The 12853-nt window shown below is 72.0% G+C and carries 16 protein-coding genes; 7 read left to right on the top strand and 9 right to left on the bottom strand.

The window, feature by feature from the left end; genetic code table 11:
* Positions 1-142 precede the first annotated feature (142 nt).
* On the bottom strand, positions 143-586 hold the full coding sequence (locus K8F61_RS10330; protein WP_067249924.1) for a VOC family protein: 444 nt from the start codon (positions 584-586) through the stop codon (positions 143-145).
* A gap of 48 nt (positions 587-634) precedes the next feature.
* Positions 635-1045, bottom strand: coding sequence for a VOC family protein (locus tag K8F61_RS10325; protein WP_219085309.1), 411 nt, complete (start codon positions 1043-1045; stop codon positions 635-637).
* Positions 1046-1177: 132 nt separating this feature from the next.
* Between K8F61_RS10325 and K8F61_RS10320 the strand changes: the two genes are divergently transcribed.
* Positions 1178-1588 (top strand): RidA family protein, encoded by a 411-nt coding sequence (locus K8F61_RS10320; RefSeq protein WP_067249930.1) that lies wholly within the window; start codon positions 1178-1180, stop codon positions 1586-1588.
* Between the two features lie 27 nt (positions 1589-1615).
* On the opposite strand, the gene erm is transcribed toward K8F61_RS10320, so the two are convergent.
* The 4 genes from erm to K8F61_RS10300 all read right to left on the bottom strand — a co-directional run bounded on the left by erm (position 1616) and on the right by K8F61_RS10300 (position 4999).
* On the bottom strand, positions 1616-2404 hold the full coding sequence (gene erm / locus K8F61_RS10315) for a 23S ribosomal RNA methyltransferase Erm (RefSeq protein ID WP_231818932.1): 789 nt from the start codon (positions 2402-2404) through the stop codon (positions 1616-1618).
* Positions 2405-2867: 463 nt separating this feature from the next.
* Positions 2868-3695 carry an acyl-CoA thioester hydrolase/BAAT C-terminal domain-containing protein gene (locus tag K8F61_RS10310; protein WP_231818931.1) on the bottom strand — a complete coding sequence of 276 codons (828 nt, stop codon included), beginning with the start codon at positions 3693-3695 and terminating at the stop codon, positions 2868-2870.
* Positions 3692-4111: a VOC family protein gene (locus K8F61_RS10305; RefSeq protein ID WP_219085312.1), complete on the bottom strand. Its 420-nt coding sequence runs from the start codon at positions 4109-4111 to the stop codon at positions 3692-3694. The genes K8F61_RS10310 and K8F61_RS10305 overlap by 4 nt, the downstream gene beginning before the upstream one ends.
* Positions 4112-4225: 114 nt before the next feature.
* Complete coding sequence (locus K8F61_RS10300) at positions 4226-4999, bottom strand: siderophore-interacting protein (RefSeq protein WP_231818930.1); 774 nt, start codon at positions 4997-4999, stop codon at positions 4226-4228.
* Between the two features lie 102 nt (positions 5000-5101).
* On the opposite strand from K8F61_RS10300, the gene K8F61_RS10295 reads away from it, so the two are divergent.
* The 4 genes from K8F61_RS10295 (at position 5102) to K8F61_RS10280 (ending at position 8934) form a co-directional block, all read left to right on the top strand.
* Positions 5102-6100 (top strand): siderophore ABC transporter substrate-binding protein, encoded by a 999-nt coding sequence (locus K8F61_RS10295; RefSeq protein WP_231818929.1) that lies wholly within the window; start codon positions 5102-5104, stop codon positions 6098-6100.
* A 65-nt stretch (positions 6101-6165) separates the two neighbouring features.
* Complete coding sequence (locus tag K8F61_RS10290; protein ID WP_067249239.1) at positions 6166-7149, top strand: ABC transporter permease; 984 nt, start codon at positions 6166-6168, stop codon at positions 7147-7149.
* A gap of 4 nt (positions 7150-7153) precedes the next feature.
* Positions 7154-8182, top strand: coding sequence for an iron chelate uptake ABC transporter family permease subunit (locus K8F61_RS10285; RefSeq protein ID WP_378819760.1), 1029 nt, complete (start codon positions 7154-7156; stop codon positions 8180-8182).
* The gene (locus K8F61_RS10280; RefSeq protein WP_231818927.1) at positions 8179-8934 is read left to right on the top strand and encodes an iron ABC transporter ATP-binding protein; all 756 of its coding nucleotides are present in this window, start codon (positions 8179-8181) and stop codon (positions 8932-8934) included. The genes K8F61_RS10285 and K8F61_RS10280 overlap by 4 nt, the downstream gene beginning before the upstream one ends.
* Positions 8935-9064: 130 nt before the next feature.
* Here K8F61_RS10280 and K8F61_RS10275 read toward each other — a convergent pair whose 3' ends face one another.
* The 3 genes from K8F61_RS10275 to K8F61_RS10265 all read right to left on the bottom strand — a co-directional run bounded on the left by K8F61_RS10275 (position 9065) and on the right by K8F61_RS10265 (position 11392).
* Positions 9065-9271 (bottom strand): hypothetical protein, encoded by a 207-nt coding sequence (locus K8F61_RS10275; RefSeq protein WP_067249248.1) that lies wholly within the window; start codon positions 9269-9271, stop codon positions 9065-9067.
* Positions 9272-9511: 240 nt separating this feature from the next.
* Positions 9512-10480 (bottom strand): DNA-3-methyladenine glycosylase family protein, encoded by a 969-nt coding sequence (locus K8F61_RS10270; protein WP_231818926.1) that lies wholly within the window; start codon positions 10478-10480, stop codon positions 9512-9514.
* 198 nt (positions 10481-10678) lie between these two features.
* Positions 10679-11392: a winged helix-turn-helix domain-containing protein gene (locus tag K8F61_RS10265; RefSeq protein ID WP_231818925.1), complete on the bottom strand. Its 714-nt coding sequence runs from the start codon at positions 11390-11392 to the stop codon at positions 10679-10681.
* 406 nt (positions 11393-11798) lie between these two features.
* Between K8F61_RS10265 and K8F61_RS10260 the strand changes: the two genes are divergently transcribed.
* Both K8F61_RS10260 and K8F61_RS10255 read left to right on the top strand, forming a co-directional pair.
* Positions 11799-12104 carry a GNAT family N-acetyltransferase gene (locus tag K8F61_RS10260; RefSeq protein ID WP_231818924.1) on the top strand — a complete coding sequence of 102 codons (306 nt, stop codon included), beginning with the start codon at positions 11799-11801 and terminating at the stop codon, positions 12102-12104.
* Between the two features lie 117 nt (positions 12105-12221).
* Positions 12222-12686: a DIP1984 family protein gene (locus K8F61_RS10255; RefSeq protein WP_067249262.1), complete on the top strand. Its 465-nt coding sequence runs from the start codon at positions 12222-12224 to the stop codon at positions 12684-12686.
* Positions 12687-12853 lie beyond the last annotated feature (167 nt).

The following is a 12853-nucleotide window of genomic DNA, read 5'->3' as shown; positions in this document are numbered from 1 at the left end:
TGTGCCCGGGCGAGCAGGGCGTGCTCCGGTTCGGGCACCGCGTCGGAACGGCCTTCGCGGTACGCCGCATCCAGGATGCGCCAGACGGCGCGCAGCTGTTCGGATCGGTCGGCGGGCACGCGGCGCACCGTGACCGGCGGTGTCATCGAGCGCCGCCGTCTGCGTCCTCCGCATCGGGCGACGGATGCTCCCAGCCCTGCGGGTCGTGGAAGACCTCGAGGCGGATGCCGTTGTCGTCCTCGACGAACGACGCGTAGTACTCCGGAGTGAAGCGCGGATACTCCTTGGGCTCGCGGACGGCGGACCAGCCGGCCGACAGCGCGACGCCGTGGATCCGGTCGACCTCGGCGCGCGACTCGACGCGGTAGGCGAGGTGCTGCCATCCGACGCGGCCGTGCCGGTGCGGCGCGGTCCCCTCCTCGCGCGCGGGATAGAGCAGGATCTCGGGGACGACGCCGGTCCAGAACGCGAGGTCCTCCGCGTCGTGGGTGCGGCGGTAGCCGAGCGCGGCGAGGACGGGGTCGAACTGTGCGGACGCGGAAGGGACGTGGTCGACGGTGATCCCGAGGTGGTCGATGCGGGCCATACGGGGCAGTCTCCCACGGACCGCGGACGCGGCCGTGCGGTCGGCGCGTCAGTCCTCGGTGGTCGCGACCATCCAGTCGATCCCGAACCGGTCCGTGAACATCCCGAACAGGCCGCCCCAGGGCGCCGGGGCGAACGGCATGGTGATCGAGGCGCCGTCGGTGAGCCGGTCCCACGCGGCGCGCAGCTCGTCCGCATCGGGGCCGCTCAACGAGACGGCGACCCCCTGCGGCGCGGCGTACGGCATGGCGCTCGGAGTGTCGGAGGCCATGAGGACCAGTCCGTCCGGCGTGGTGAGCTGCGCGTGCATGACCAGCGACGCCTCGTCGGGGCCCTGGACCATGTCGGGGAAGGACTCGAAGGTCGAGATGTCGAGCTCGCCGCCGAGCGCGCCCTGATAGAACTCCATCGCCTCGCGGGCGTTGTCGCGGAACGAGAGATACGGGTTGAGGTTCGCCATGATGCTCCTTCGACAGACGCGACGGTCGTCGCGCACGCTCAGTCTCCGCCCGGGCCCGGGTAACCGCAATGGGCTGTCCGCACATGGCCAGCGCCGGTCCGCCGGGGCCGATGCGCCTGGCAGAGTGGGGACATGACCGCCGTGACCCTCATCCGTTCCGCCACCCTCTCCGACGTCGCCGAGTACGCCTACGCCGCCACCGCGCCGAAGGACGCGCGGCTGATCTTCCTCGCCGGCGCCTGCCCGCTCGAGGACGACGGCTCCACCGCCGCCGTCGGCGACTATGCGGGGCAGGCGGCGCGATGCGTCGAGACCCTGCGGCGCGCGCTCGCCGACGCCGGCGCATCGATGACCGACGTCATCAGCACACGCGTCCTCGTCGCCTCGTCCTCCCAGGCCGACCTCGTCGCGGCCTGGGAGGTCGTGCGCGACGCGTTCGGCGCTCACGACGTCCCCAGCACGCTGATGGGCGTCACCGTGCTGGGGTACGACGACCAGCTCGTGGAGATCGAGGCGGTGGCCGCCGTCGTCGACGAGTCCTGAGGCTCGGACGGCATCGCGGACTCCGCCTCACCGTCCCGCCCTCAGCGCCTGCCAGAGCACGGCCCAGTCCTCCGCGGCGAGGTCGCGCGGCAGAGCGCGCGATCCCACCCCCGCGCGGCCCAGCGCGCCCCGGGCGTCGGCGAGCGGGCGCCCCGCGGCGTGCGCGACGATGCGGTCGAGGCCCCGGCCGGGTGCGGTGAACGCGGCACGCACGAAGCGCTCGTACCCGTGCTGCTCCCGGCGTGGCAGGAGAGGGTCGGGCCGGCGGGCGATCCCGAGGATCCCTCCGTCGACCGAGGGCACCGGACGGAACCGCCCGCGCGGCACGCGTCCGTGGAGGGCGAAGGTGAACCACGGTGCCGCCTGCGCCGTGAGCATCGTCGCCCCTCCCACGCCCGCGCGCTTGCGGGCGACCTCCCACTGGGTGAGGAGGACGGCGTGCCGCCACTGCCCGGAGGTGAGGATGCGACGCAGCAGCGGCGTGGTCAGGTGGAACGGGATGTTGCCCACGAGCACCGGCGCGTCCAGGCGCGCCCGCAGGGCGTCGCCGTGATGCACCGCCAGGGGCGCGCCGGCGAACCGCTCCCGGAGTCGACGGACGCGGTGCTCGTCGATCTCCACGGCGGTGACGGGGCGTCCCAGACGCAGCAGGTGGGCGGTGAGCGCGCCGTCTCCCGGACCGATCTCGAGGATCGGGCCACGGGTCGCGGCGACCAGGTCGGCGATCGACCGGGCCGTGGGCGGGTGCGCGAGGAAGTTCTGCCCGAGCTCGTGGCGTCCGCCGTGACGGGAGCGCGGCTCGTCGGACGACGGCACCTCGGGCGGCGCCGGAGGTCGGACGCGGGTCGATCCGCTGCGGTGACGGGAAGGGGTCGGGCGAGGGGGACGAGAGGACGGGGGATGACGACGCATGGCGCTCTCCAGGGTTGAGGGGAGCACCCGGAAGGGTCACCGGGACGACGGCGTGCGGCGTCTCAGAGAGGACGCGCGGAGGCACGCGGACCGGTGAGACCGTGCGGGTGCAGGTCGACCGGCGTCGGCGCGAGAGGCTGGGCTAGCGAAGCGTCAACGCGCCGTCAGGCGCGGCGGTCGCGGTAGCCGTAGAAGCGCACACCGACGTGAGCGCTGCACAGAGTTCCCATGGCGTCGAGTGTACGCGATGCCTGCGCCGGGCCGCGACCGCGCGGGCACAGGCGGCGCGGACGACGTCTGGTCCCGGCGCCCGTCGTCGTGCGCCGCGTCCGCGGGCATCGACCGCGGACGGCCGTCGTGGAGGGCGTCAGAGCGCGCGGATGCGCAGCAGGTCGCGGATCCGGGGCCACGCGAGCAGCCCGAGCGCCCGGTCCGCGGCCTCGTTCCCTCCCCGCTGCATCCGGGTCCCGCCGGCGGGCGGTCGCTCTCCGGGGAGGACGAGCCGATGCCCGGCATCCGGGTGGGCGATCACGGCGGTGTCGAGCCCCGCGGCACGACGGCGGCGGACGATACGCTGGGCGAAGGCATCGCTCGGCCACACCCGGTCGTCCCCTCCGTGGACGAGGAGCACCTCGCCGTCGATCCTCTCCACCGGGATCTCCGGGCTCTCCGCACCGGCGGCGGCCCGTTCGTGGGCGGCGAGGCTCCGCTCGTACAGCGAGCGGAAGGCGGGAGGGTCGGTCTCCGGGGTCCAGTCGCCGTCGAACGGCACGGCTGCGAGGGCCCGCCCGCCGCGGGTCCAGTGCGAGGACCAGCCGCCGTCGAGGAGACCGGGCCAGACGACGGAGCTGGGCGCGATGGCGATCACGGCGTCCACGGGCTCGGCGGACGCGGTCAGGAGCACCGCCTCGGAGCCGAACGACGTCCCCATCAGGACGACGCGGTCGTGATGGTGGCGCAGGGACTCGGCCTCTGCCGCGAAGATCTCCAACGGCACCTCGTGCGGGGCGGGGCGCTGCGCCGCGCCGCCGAACCAGCGGATGGTCCTGGCGTGCACCCCCTGGCTCGCGAGGAGCTCGGCCCGCGCGGTCTCCATCCGACCGCTGGAGCCGGCGACGATCAGGACCGCCGTGCCGTTGGGCCTCGCCGGGCGCGCGTCGACGCGATCCTCGTCCTGCACGTACCGCCCGGTCATGGCACGGCCGTGTCGACCGTCTCGCGCGGAGGGTTGTGCATGAACTCGATCCGGATCCCGTTGTCGTCCTCCAGGAAGGAGGCGTAGTACCGGTCCGAGAAGCGCGGATAGAGCTTCGGTTCGCGGACGACGTTCCACCCCGCCTCCACGGCGATCGCGTGCAGACGGTCCACCTCCTCGCGGGAGTCGACGGCGAAGGCGAGATGCTGCCAGCCGACGCGGCCGTGGCGGTGCGGGCCGCTTCCGGGCTCGCGGGCGGCGAAGACGATGAACTCCGTCTCGCCTTCCTTCCACCAGGCGGACGACCCTTCGATGTCGCTGCGCTCGAACCCCAGTGCGGTCATAACGGGATCGAACTGCGCGATCCCTCGGGCGAGATCCTCGACGCTGACGCCGAGGTGGTCGAAGACGGGCATGGGCGCCAGTCTGGCGGATCCGTGCCCGATCTGCACACTGCGTCCCGATCACCACAGCGATCCGCGGAATCCGTGTGCGGAACGGGACCAGGGGTGCCGATCGCGGCCGGCGACTCAGTGCGGGGCGTGGTACTCGGCCTCGCCGCGCTTCCAGTACCCCTTCACGACCGCGCGCGAGGTGTCGACGCCCCAGCGCTCCAGCAGCGCACGGCCGGGCTTGACGACGGCCTGCTCGGCGGCGATGAAGCAGAACGGGTCCGCCGCGACCGCGTCGTCCTCGGCCAACCCGTCGAGGTACCGGATCAGGGCGGTTCCCGCGGGGGCATCGCCGCGGTGCAGCCACTCGACCGCCACGGGGGCGTCGACGGCCAGTTCGGTCTCGGCGGATCGGGTCTCGATCACGATGCGGGCCGGGGCGGAGGCCGGGATGAGCGCGGCGAAGCGGCGGATCGCCGGGATCGCCGTCTCGTCCCCGGCGAGGAACCACCCCTCGGGCGAGCCGGTCAGGACCGCCGAACCCCGGGGTCCGCCCACGCCGATCCGCGCGCCGAGGGGCGCGGTCGCGGCCCAGGGCGCGGCCACGCCCTCGTCGCCGTGCACGGCGAACTCGACGTCCAGCCAGTCCTCGCCCCAGGCGAGCGGCGTGTACTCCCGGCTCGGCGACGCCCGCAGCTCCTCCACGGTGTCGGGGATCGTGTCCGGGAAGAAGAGTCGCATGTGGTCGTCGGCACCGGGGGAGTCGAAGCCGGCCAGGTCCGCGCCCTGGAGGCGCACCCGCACGTACTCCGGGGTCACCCACTCGCGCTCGGCGAGCGCGACGGTGCGGAAGCGGAGGTCGAGCGGGCGCCGCTCGATCGTGAACGAGGGGGTCGGGTTCGACGAAGTCATATCCGTAGGTTAGCCTGAATCCGTCAGGTTAGGGTTGGCTTACCTACATATCGGTGCCGCCTGCCGACGACCCTCGCACAGCAGCAGAACAGGAGTCCTTCCATGTCCGTGCCCAGAACGCTCACCGCCGCCGGTGTCGGCCTCGTCTCCCTCCTCGCGATCGCCGGATGCTCGGCCGCACCCGCCGCGGAGCCGACGACCGTCCCGAGCAGCGCGTCGAGCACCGTCACCGTCGAGGACAACAACGGCGAGCACACCATCGCCACCCCGCCCTCGTCGGTCGTCGCCACGGACAACCGCACGTTCCAGACGCTCAACGACTGGGGCATCGAGCTCTCCGCCGCCGCGGTCTCGTTGATGTCGGACGGTAACCCGTACACCAAGGACGACAAGATCATCGACCTGGGAACGCACAACGAGCCCGACCTGGAGGCGGTCGTGGCCGTCGAGCCGGACCTGATCATCAACGGTCAGCGCTTCAGCCAGTACCACGACGACTTCGCCCAGCTCGTGCCGGACGCGACCGTGCTCGAGCTCGACCCGCGCGAGGGCGAGCCCTTCGACGAGGAGCTCAAGCGCCAGGTCACCGTGCTCGGCGAGGTCTTCGGCAAGCAGAAGGAGGCCGACGCGCTCGTCAAGGACTTCGACAAGGCCGTCGAGCGGGCCAAGAAGGCGTACGACTCGTCCCAGAGCGTCATGGGAGTCATCACCTCCGGCGGCGAGATCGGCTACGTCGCCCCGACCGTCGGCCGCACGCTCGGCCCCGTGTTCGACTTCCTCGACCTGACCCCGGCCCTCGAGGTCGCCGACTCGTCGACCGACCACCAGGGCGACGACATCTCGGTCGAGGCGATCGCCGAGTCGAACCCGAGCTGGATCCTGGTGATGGACCGCGACGCCGTGTTCGCCGCCGACCAGCCGGACTACAAGCAGGCCGCGCAGATCCTGGAGAGCTCGGAGGCGCTGAAGAACGTCACCGCGGTCAAGGAGGGGCACATCATCTACATGCCCACCGACACCTACCTGAACGAGGGCATCCAGACCTACACGACCTTCCTCAACGACTTCGCGGACGCGCTCGAGAAGGCCGCGAAGAAGTAAGGACGAAAGAACGCCTGAGGCGGCGGCGTCCGGACCGCTCCGGACGCCGCCGCCGACTCGCCCCCATGACCTCCGCCACCGCTTCCCCCACGCGCTCCCGCGGCCGGCTCTTCGACGTCCGGCTGCTCATCGGCGTCCTCGTCGTCGCCGTCCTGCTCGCCGCCTCCCTCGCCGTCGGCGTCTACGACATCGCCGGCTCCTCGGACGGCGCCGAGATGTTCCAGATCACCCGCATCCCGCGCACGATCGCGCTCGTCCTCGCCGGCGCCTCCATGGCGATGGCCGGGCTCGTGATGCAGATGCTCACCCAGAACCGCTTCGTCGAGCCCACGACGACCGGCACGACCGAGTGGGCAGGGCTCGGGCTCCTCGCCGTGATGATCCTCGTGCCCAACGCCCCGCTCCCGCTGCGGATGGCGGGGGCGATCCTCGCCGCGTTCGTCGGGACCATGGTCTTCTTCCTGTTCCTGCGTCGGGTGACGCTCCGCTCCTCCCTCATCGTCCCGATCGTCGGGATCATGCTGGGCGCCGTCATCGGCTCCGTCTCCACCTACGTCGCGCTCTCGACCGACACGCTGCAGAGCCTCGGGGTCTGGTTCGCCGGCAGCTTCACCTCCGTCCTGCGCGGACAGTACGAGATGCTGTGGATCGTCGCGATCGTGGGCGTCATCGTGTTCGTCGTCGCCGACCGGCTCACCGTGGCCGGGCTCGGCGAGGAGATCGCCACGAACGTCGGCGTGAACTACGACCGGATGATCCTGCTCGGCACCGTCCTGATCGCGGTGGTCACCGGCGTGGTGACCGTCGTGGTCGGAAACCTCCCGTTCCTGGGCCTCATCGTGCCGAACCTCGTCTCGATGATCCGCGGCGACGACCTGCGCAGCAACCTGCCGTGGGTCTGCCTGCTCGGGATCGGCGTGGTGACCCTGTGCGATCTGATCGGACGGACGATCATCATGCCGTTCGAGGTCCCGGTGTCCCTCGTGCTCGGGATCGTGGGCGCGGTCGTCTTCGTCCTGCTCCTGCTGAGGCAGCGTCGCCGTGGCTGAGGCGATGCGGACCCGCGCGCTCCCGGCGCCCGCGCGGTCGTCCGGTGCGCTGCCGGCGCGGCACACCCGGCGGCGCTTCGTGATCGTGGTGTCGGTCCTCGCGGTGCTCGCGCTCGGCTTCGCCTTCGGGATGCTGGCGTGGGGGAACCCGATGCCCGTCGGCTCGGAGGGGTTCTGGCGGATCGCGAACCGGCGATGGAACAACGTGATCGTCATCGCGATCGTCGCCGTCTGCCAGGCGGTCGCGACCGTCGCGTTCCAGACCGTCACCACGAACCGCATCATCACCCCGTCGATCATGGGGTTCGAGTCGCTCTACCGCGCGGTGCAGACGACCTCGGTCTACCTGTTCGGGATCGCGGGGCTCGTCGCGATCCAGGGGCTGTGGCAGTTCACCCTCCAGATCGCGATCATGGTCGGGCTGGCGATGCTGCTCTACGGGTGGCTCCTCACGGGTCGCTACGCGAACCTGCAGATCATGCTGCTCGTCGGGATCGTCATCGGCGGCGGTCTCGGGGCTGTCGCCACGTTCATGCAGCGCCTGCTCACGCCCAGCGAGTTCGACGTGCTGGCGGCGCGGCTCTTCGGGAACGTCTCCAACGCGGATCCCGCGTACCTGCCCCTCGCCATCCCGCTGTGCGTGGGGGCGGCGGCGCTGCTGTGGGCACGCGCTCGCCGGCTGAACGTCATGGCGCTGGGGGCGGACACCGCGACGTCCCTGGGGCTGAACCACCGGCGGGAGCTCATGGTGGTGCTGTTCCTCGTCGCGGTGCTGATGGCGACGTCGACGGCGCTGGTCGGGCCGATGACCTTCCTCGGGTTCCTCGTCGCCACGCTCGCCTATCAGCTGGCCGACACCTATGACCACCGCCTGGTCTTCCCTATCGCGGTGCTGACCGCGTTCACGATCCTCACCGGGGCCTACTTCGTGATGCGCAACGTCTTCTCCGCGCAGGGCGTGGTGTCGATCATCATCGAGTTCGTCGGCGGTCTCGTCTTCCTCATCGTCATCCTCAGAAAGGGGCGTCTGTGATCACGCTCGAGGGCGTTCGCCGCCAGTACAGCACCGAGGTCGGGATCGGACCCGTCGACCTGCGGATCCCGCGGGGCGGGGTCACGGCGCTCATCGGTCCCAACGGCGCGGGCAAGTCGACGCTGCTGACCATGGCCGGCCGGCTGATGGGGATGGACGCGGGGGCGATCGAGATCGCCGGGATGGACGTGGCGCGCACGCCGTCCAAGGATCTGGCGAAGATCGTCTCGATCCTCCGGCAGGAGAACCACTTCGTCACCCGGCTGACCGTGCGCCAGCTCGTGGGCTTCGGCCGGTTCCCGTACTCGAAGGGGCGGCTGACGCGCGTCGACGAGGAGATCATCAGCCGCGCGATCGACTTCCTGGAGCTCGGCCCGCTCGAGTCGCGCTACCTCGACGAGCTCTCCGGGGGCCAGCGTCAGCGCGCGTACGTGGCGATGGTGTTCGCCCAGGAGACCGAGGCGGTGCTGCTCGACGAGCCGCTGAACAACCTGGACCTCCGCCACGCCGTGCAGATGATGAAGCACCTGCGCCGAGCGGCGGAGGAGCTCGACCGCACGATCGTGGTGGTGCTGCACGACATCAACTTCGCCGGGCACTACGCCGATCACATCTGCGCGATGAAGGACGGGCGCGTGGTGGAGTTCGGCCCGCCCGCGCAGATCATGACCGACGAGGTGCTGACGCGGGTCTTCGACACTCCCGTCCGGGTCGTCGACGGCCCGCACGGCCCCCTCGCGGTCTACTACTGACCCGCGACGGCTGACCCGGGACGTCCGCATCGACGCGGTGGTCGAGTGGTCAGTTTCTGTGGGTTCCCGGCCCGCGAACCCGCAGAAACTGACCACTCGGCGGGGAGGGCGGCGACGGGGGAGGGGGCGGCTAGAGCTGGATGCCGTTGTCCTCGTCGTTCACACCGGTGTTGCGCCCGCGGCGGGTCTCGAATCCGAGGAACCAGATCGTCCAGATGAAGGCGGCGAGGACGAGCGCGAGGACGACGTTCTGCAGGATGAGTCCCACGACGATCCCCAGCACGAGGAAGCCGAGCGTCACGAGGATCCGGAGGCCGGTGCGCCGCGGAGTCTGCATCCCGCCAGTCTAGGCGTCGCCGTCACGGCCTCGTCCGGCGCCGAAACCCCCTCTGCCCGCTGCCCCCTCGGCCAGCCCGAACCCTCGTCCGGCGCCGAAACCCCCTCTGCCCGCTGCCCCCTCGGCCAGCCCGAACCCTCGTCCGGCGCCGAAACGCCCTCTGCCCGCCGAGACCCCCGCTGAAACGCGTATCTACGCGGGGGTGTCGGCGAGGAGAGGGGGTTTCGGGTGAAGCGGCGGTCAGCGATCGCGGTGGTCCTCGGGGGCCAGGCGCGGACCCCGCCGGGGCTCGACGACGCCGCTGGCGAGGATCATCCGGATCGCGCGCTGGCGCTGACCCGCCCACGGGGCGAGGAGGGCGATCATCCCCTCGTCGTCCGTCCTGCTGCCGGTGAGGGCGTAGCCGATCTCGTGCGCGAGGTGGTAGTCGCCGACGCTGACGGCGTCCGGATCGCCGAGCGCGCGGATCCGCGTCTCGGCCGAGGTCCAGGCGCCGATCCCGGGAAGGCTCGTGAGGACCGCGTCCCGCGCGGCGCCGCCCGCCGCCTGCAGCACGGCGGAGGCGATGCGCTCGCCGCGTTCCGCCGCACGCACGATGGTCCGCGACTGCGGCGGCTGGACGCCTGCGCGGTGCCAGGCCCACGAGGGGATGCGCCGCCATCCGGCCGGATCGGGCGGCGCGGACAGGGGGCGCGGCGTGGGGCCAGGGGCGCGCTCGCCGAAGCGGGACACCAGGGCGCGCCAGGCGCCGAAGGCCTGCATGGCCGTCACCTTCTGCTCCAGGATGGAGCTCGCCAGGGCGTCGAATACCTGGTCCGTGCGAGCGAGGCGGAGGCCCGGGTTCCGTCGGGCCGCCTCAGCGACGAGCGGGTGCGCGGAGGCGTCGAAGCCCGCGGCGTCGTCCGCGGCGCCGCACAGCCGTGGCACCTGGTCGAGTGCGTGCCCGGCGCCCGGCCCCCACGCGGTCGCCCTCACCTCGCCCGAGACGGCGCGCAGCGCCAGGGTCGCCACACCGGCGGGGGTGCGGGACGCCCGCCAGATCACCGGTCCGTCGACCGCCATCGTCGGGTCCGTCCCGCCGCGACGGAGCACCGCCACCGTCGCATGCAGATCGAGCGGGTGGCGCGAGCGATACACCGTCTCGCTCGGACGCTCCGTGTGCCGCGGCGTCGGGAGGGGCCCGGTGCGCGCGGTGCGGACGATCGTCATGCGATCACCCTACGTCGGCGCGGCGACATCGTCCGCTCGGCCGGCTCGCCGGCATCACGGACGAGGCGCGGTCGGCCGTCCGGGAGCCGACATGCCGTCGATCCGGCACGACTCCCATGCGCGGTGCCGGGACCACTGCGATCGCACGGAACCCGGCGCGGACGCCGCGGCCCGGCGGATCAGAAGCGGCCCGGCGGGTCAGAAGCGGTCGGGCGAAGGGGTGCCGTGGCCGTAGCGGATGACGACGTCGGCGTGACGGTCGAAACGGTATCCGACCCCGCGCACCGTGCGCACGATGTCCTCGTACCGGCCGAGCTTGGCCCGCAGACGGCGCACGTGGACGTCGATGGTGCGCTCGCCCGGGGTCTCGTCCTCGGGGGCCTGCCACAGGGCGGACACGAGCTCGCTGCGCTCGATCGTGCTGCCCTCGCGGAGAACCAGGTACTGCAGCAGCTCGAACTCCTTGTAGGTGAAAGAGGCGGACCCTCCGTCGATGAGGACGCGCTTGCGGGAGATGTCGACCACGACGCCGCCCTCGTCCTCGTCGCGCTCCTCGGCGGCGGCCTTGGAGCGCGCGATGGCGCCGGGCTCGTGCAGGGCGAGACGGACGACGTCGAGATCCCGGCCGCCGGCGGTCTGCGGGGCGAGGGCGACGGTGGCGTGCGTCTCGGCCTCGGGCGCGAGCTCTGCGAGGGTGCGGCGCAGGGCGTCGACGAGGAGGGGCAGGCTGACCCCCGCGGTCGCCGCCTTCAGCTCGTCGATGCCGACGTAGAGGGCGAAACCGCGCGGGGCACGGGTGGTGGGAAGCTGGGCGGCCGAGGATTCGGCGGGGGCGTCGATCTGAGTGTTCGGCACGACGTGGAGACGGGTCGGGGCGGTGGCGGGACGCTCGAGGAGGGCGGTGTTCGACATGATGATGAGTCCTTGGGAACGGACCCGGCGACGTCGGTCGTCGATGGTTCGAGTGAGGACGACGCGTCGCTGACGGGTCTGATGTGTTGCGGAAGTGACCGGTAGGGCCGGGGCGAGCACGCGGGTGGGTGCTCGGTGACTCAGCTCGCGAAGATCACGACAGAGCGAGTCGGGCGGGTGGCTGAATCGTTCAGCAGCACATTCGGCAACACATGCCAACGCGGCCGGCCATCATCATGCCGGTCGTCCCGTTCGCCTCCTGGGCGGACATGGGGCGTGCGTTGGTGGTCATGGGGCCGATTATTACCGACGGTGTCCGCATGTGTCAAAACGGGCTCTCCGCGGAGATGAGCACATACGAGGCGAACCGGCCCCCGACCCCGGCGGCGGGGCGTAGCGTGGCGGCGTGACGAAGACGGATGACACCGAGTACCTGGTGACCAAGGAGGACGACGCGTCGCGGTACACCCTCACCCGCGGCGGGGAGCTGCTGAGCGTCCTGGACTTCCGCGACGACGGGCGCACCATCGCGCTCACCCGCGCCTTCACCATCCCGACGTTCCGCGGCTCCGGGCATGCGGCACGGGTCGTGGCGGGCGCGGTGGCGGACATCGCCGCGCGCGGGGACCGGAAGGTCGACGCCGTGTGCTGGTACGTCGCGGACTGGTTCGCCGCGCACCCCGAGCACGCCTCCCTCCTGCGTGTCCGCTGACGGCCGCGCGGCGGGGACACGGCCGAGGCGGGGTGCGTAACACAGCGTCATGATCGCCGCGCGCCCGGCCGGGGCACGGCCGAGACAGGCGGCGCCACGGGATGCGAGGATGACGGCATGAGACTCGCCGAGGCCCTGGCGGCGCGCGCGGACCTGCAGCGCCGCATCGAGCAGCTCCGATCCCGGATCGCGACGAACGCGCGGTTCCAGGAGGGGGAGGAGCCCGCGGAGGACGCCGGCGCGCTGCTGGCGGAGGCGGAGGAGGCGCTGGAACGCCTCCGCGACCTCATCCGACGGATCAACGCCACCAATGCAGGCCTCGATCTCGGCGCCGACGGCACCATGACCGACGCGCTCGCGGCGCGCGACGTGCTGCGCCTGCGGCACGCCCTTCTCACGGAGGCGGCCGCCGCCGCGTCCGGCTCCAACGGGCTGATGCGGCAGATGCGCTCCGAGCTGCGCCAGTTCCCCGCGCTGCCCGTCGCCGAGCTGCGCGCCCGGGCCGACGATGTCGCGCGCGAGCTGCGCGAGCTCGACACGCGGATCCAGCAGGCCAACTGGACCAACGATCTGAGGGAGTGAGGTCGAGCGGACGGAAGTCGGTAGTCCGAGGAAGCGGGCACGAACCCTGCCGGAGGGTCAATCCGGCCCTGTCGGGCGGAGGGCAGCCCCTGTCTCGCACAGCGCAGCCCCGCACCCCGCACAGGTGATCGCGCACCGCGCAGGTCGCACCACCGTGTGCCGGTCCT

This window comes from Microbacterium resistens (assembly GCF_021172025.1).
Classification (GTDB): domain Bacteria; phylum Actinomycetota; class Actinomycetes; order Actinomycetales; family Microbacteriaceae; genus Microbacterium; species Microbacterium resistens.
This window is presented reverse-complemented; position numbering and strand designations above follow the sequence as displayed.

Bases quoted from the DNA above. Each gene is read 5' to 3' on its own strand.
- K8F61_RS10265 (WP_231818925.1), bottom strand. From the start codon at position 11,392: ATGTCGAACACCGCCCTCCTCGAGCGTCCCGCCACCGCCCCGACCCGT.
- K8F61_RS10325 (WP_219085309.1), bottom strand. From the start codon at position 1,045: ATGGCGAACCTCAACCCGTATCTCTCGTTCCGCGACAACGCCCGCGAG.
- K8F61_RS10300 (WP_231818930.1), bottom strand. From the start codon at position 4,999: ATGACTTCGTCGAACCCGACCCCCTCGTTCACGATCGAGCGGCGCCCG.
- K8F61_RS10285 (WP_378819760.1), top strand. From the start codon at position 7,154: ATGCGGACCCGCGCGCTCCCGGCGCCCGCGCGGTCGTCCGGTGCGCTG.
- K8F61_RS10270 (WP_231818926.1), bottom strand. From the start codon at position 10,480: ATGACGATCGTCCGCACCGCGCGCACCGGGCCCCTCCCGACGCCGCGG.
- K8F61_RS10275 (WP_067249248.1), bottom strand. From the start codon at position 9,271: ATGCAGACTCCGCGGCGCACCGGCCTCCGGATCCTCGTGACGCTCGGC.
- K8F61_RS10310 (WP_231818931.1), bottom strand. From the start codon at position 3,695: ATGACCGGGCGGTACGTGCAGGACGAGGATCGCGTCGACGCGCGCCCG.
- K8F61_RS10320 (WP_067249930.1), top strand. From the start codon at position 1,178: ATGACCGCCGTGACCCTCATCCGTTCCGCCACCCTCTCCGACGTCGCC.
- K8F61_RS10290 (WP_067249239.1), top strand. From the start codon at position 6,166: ATGACCTCCGCCACCGCTTCCCCCACGCGCTCCCGCGGCCGGCTCTTC.
- K8F61_RS10330 (WP_067249924.1), bottom strand. From the start codon at position 586: ATGGCCCGCATCGACCACCTCGGGATCACCGTCGACCACGTCCCTTCC.
- K8F61_RS10305 (WP_219085312.1), bottom strand. From the start codon at position 4,111: ATGCCCGTCTTCGACCACCTCGGCGTCAGCGTCGAGGATCTCGCCCGA.
- K8F61_RS10255 (WP_067249262.1), top strand. From the start codon at position 12,222: ATGAGACTCGCCGAGGCCCTGGCGGCGCGCGCGGACCTGCAGCGCCGC.
- K8F61_RS10295 (WP_231818929.1), top strand. From the start codon at position 5,102: ATGTCCGTGCCCAGAACGCTCACCGCCGCCGGTGTCGGCCTCGTCTCC.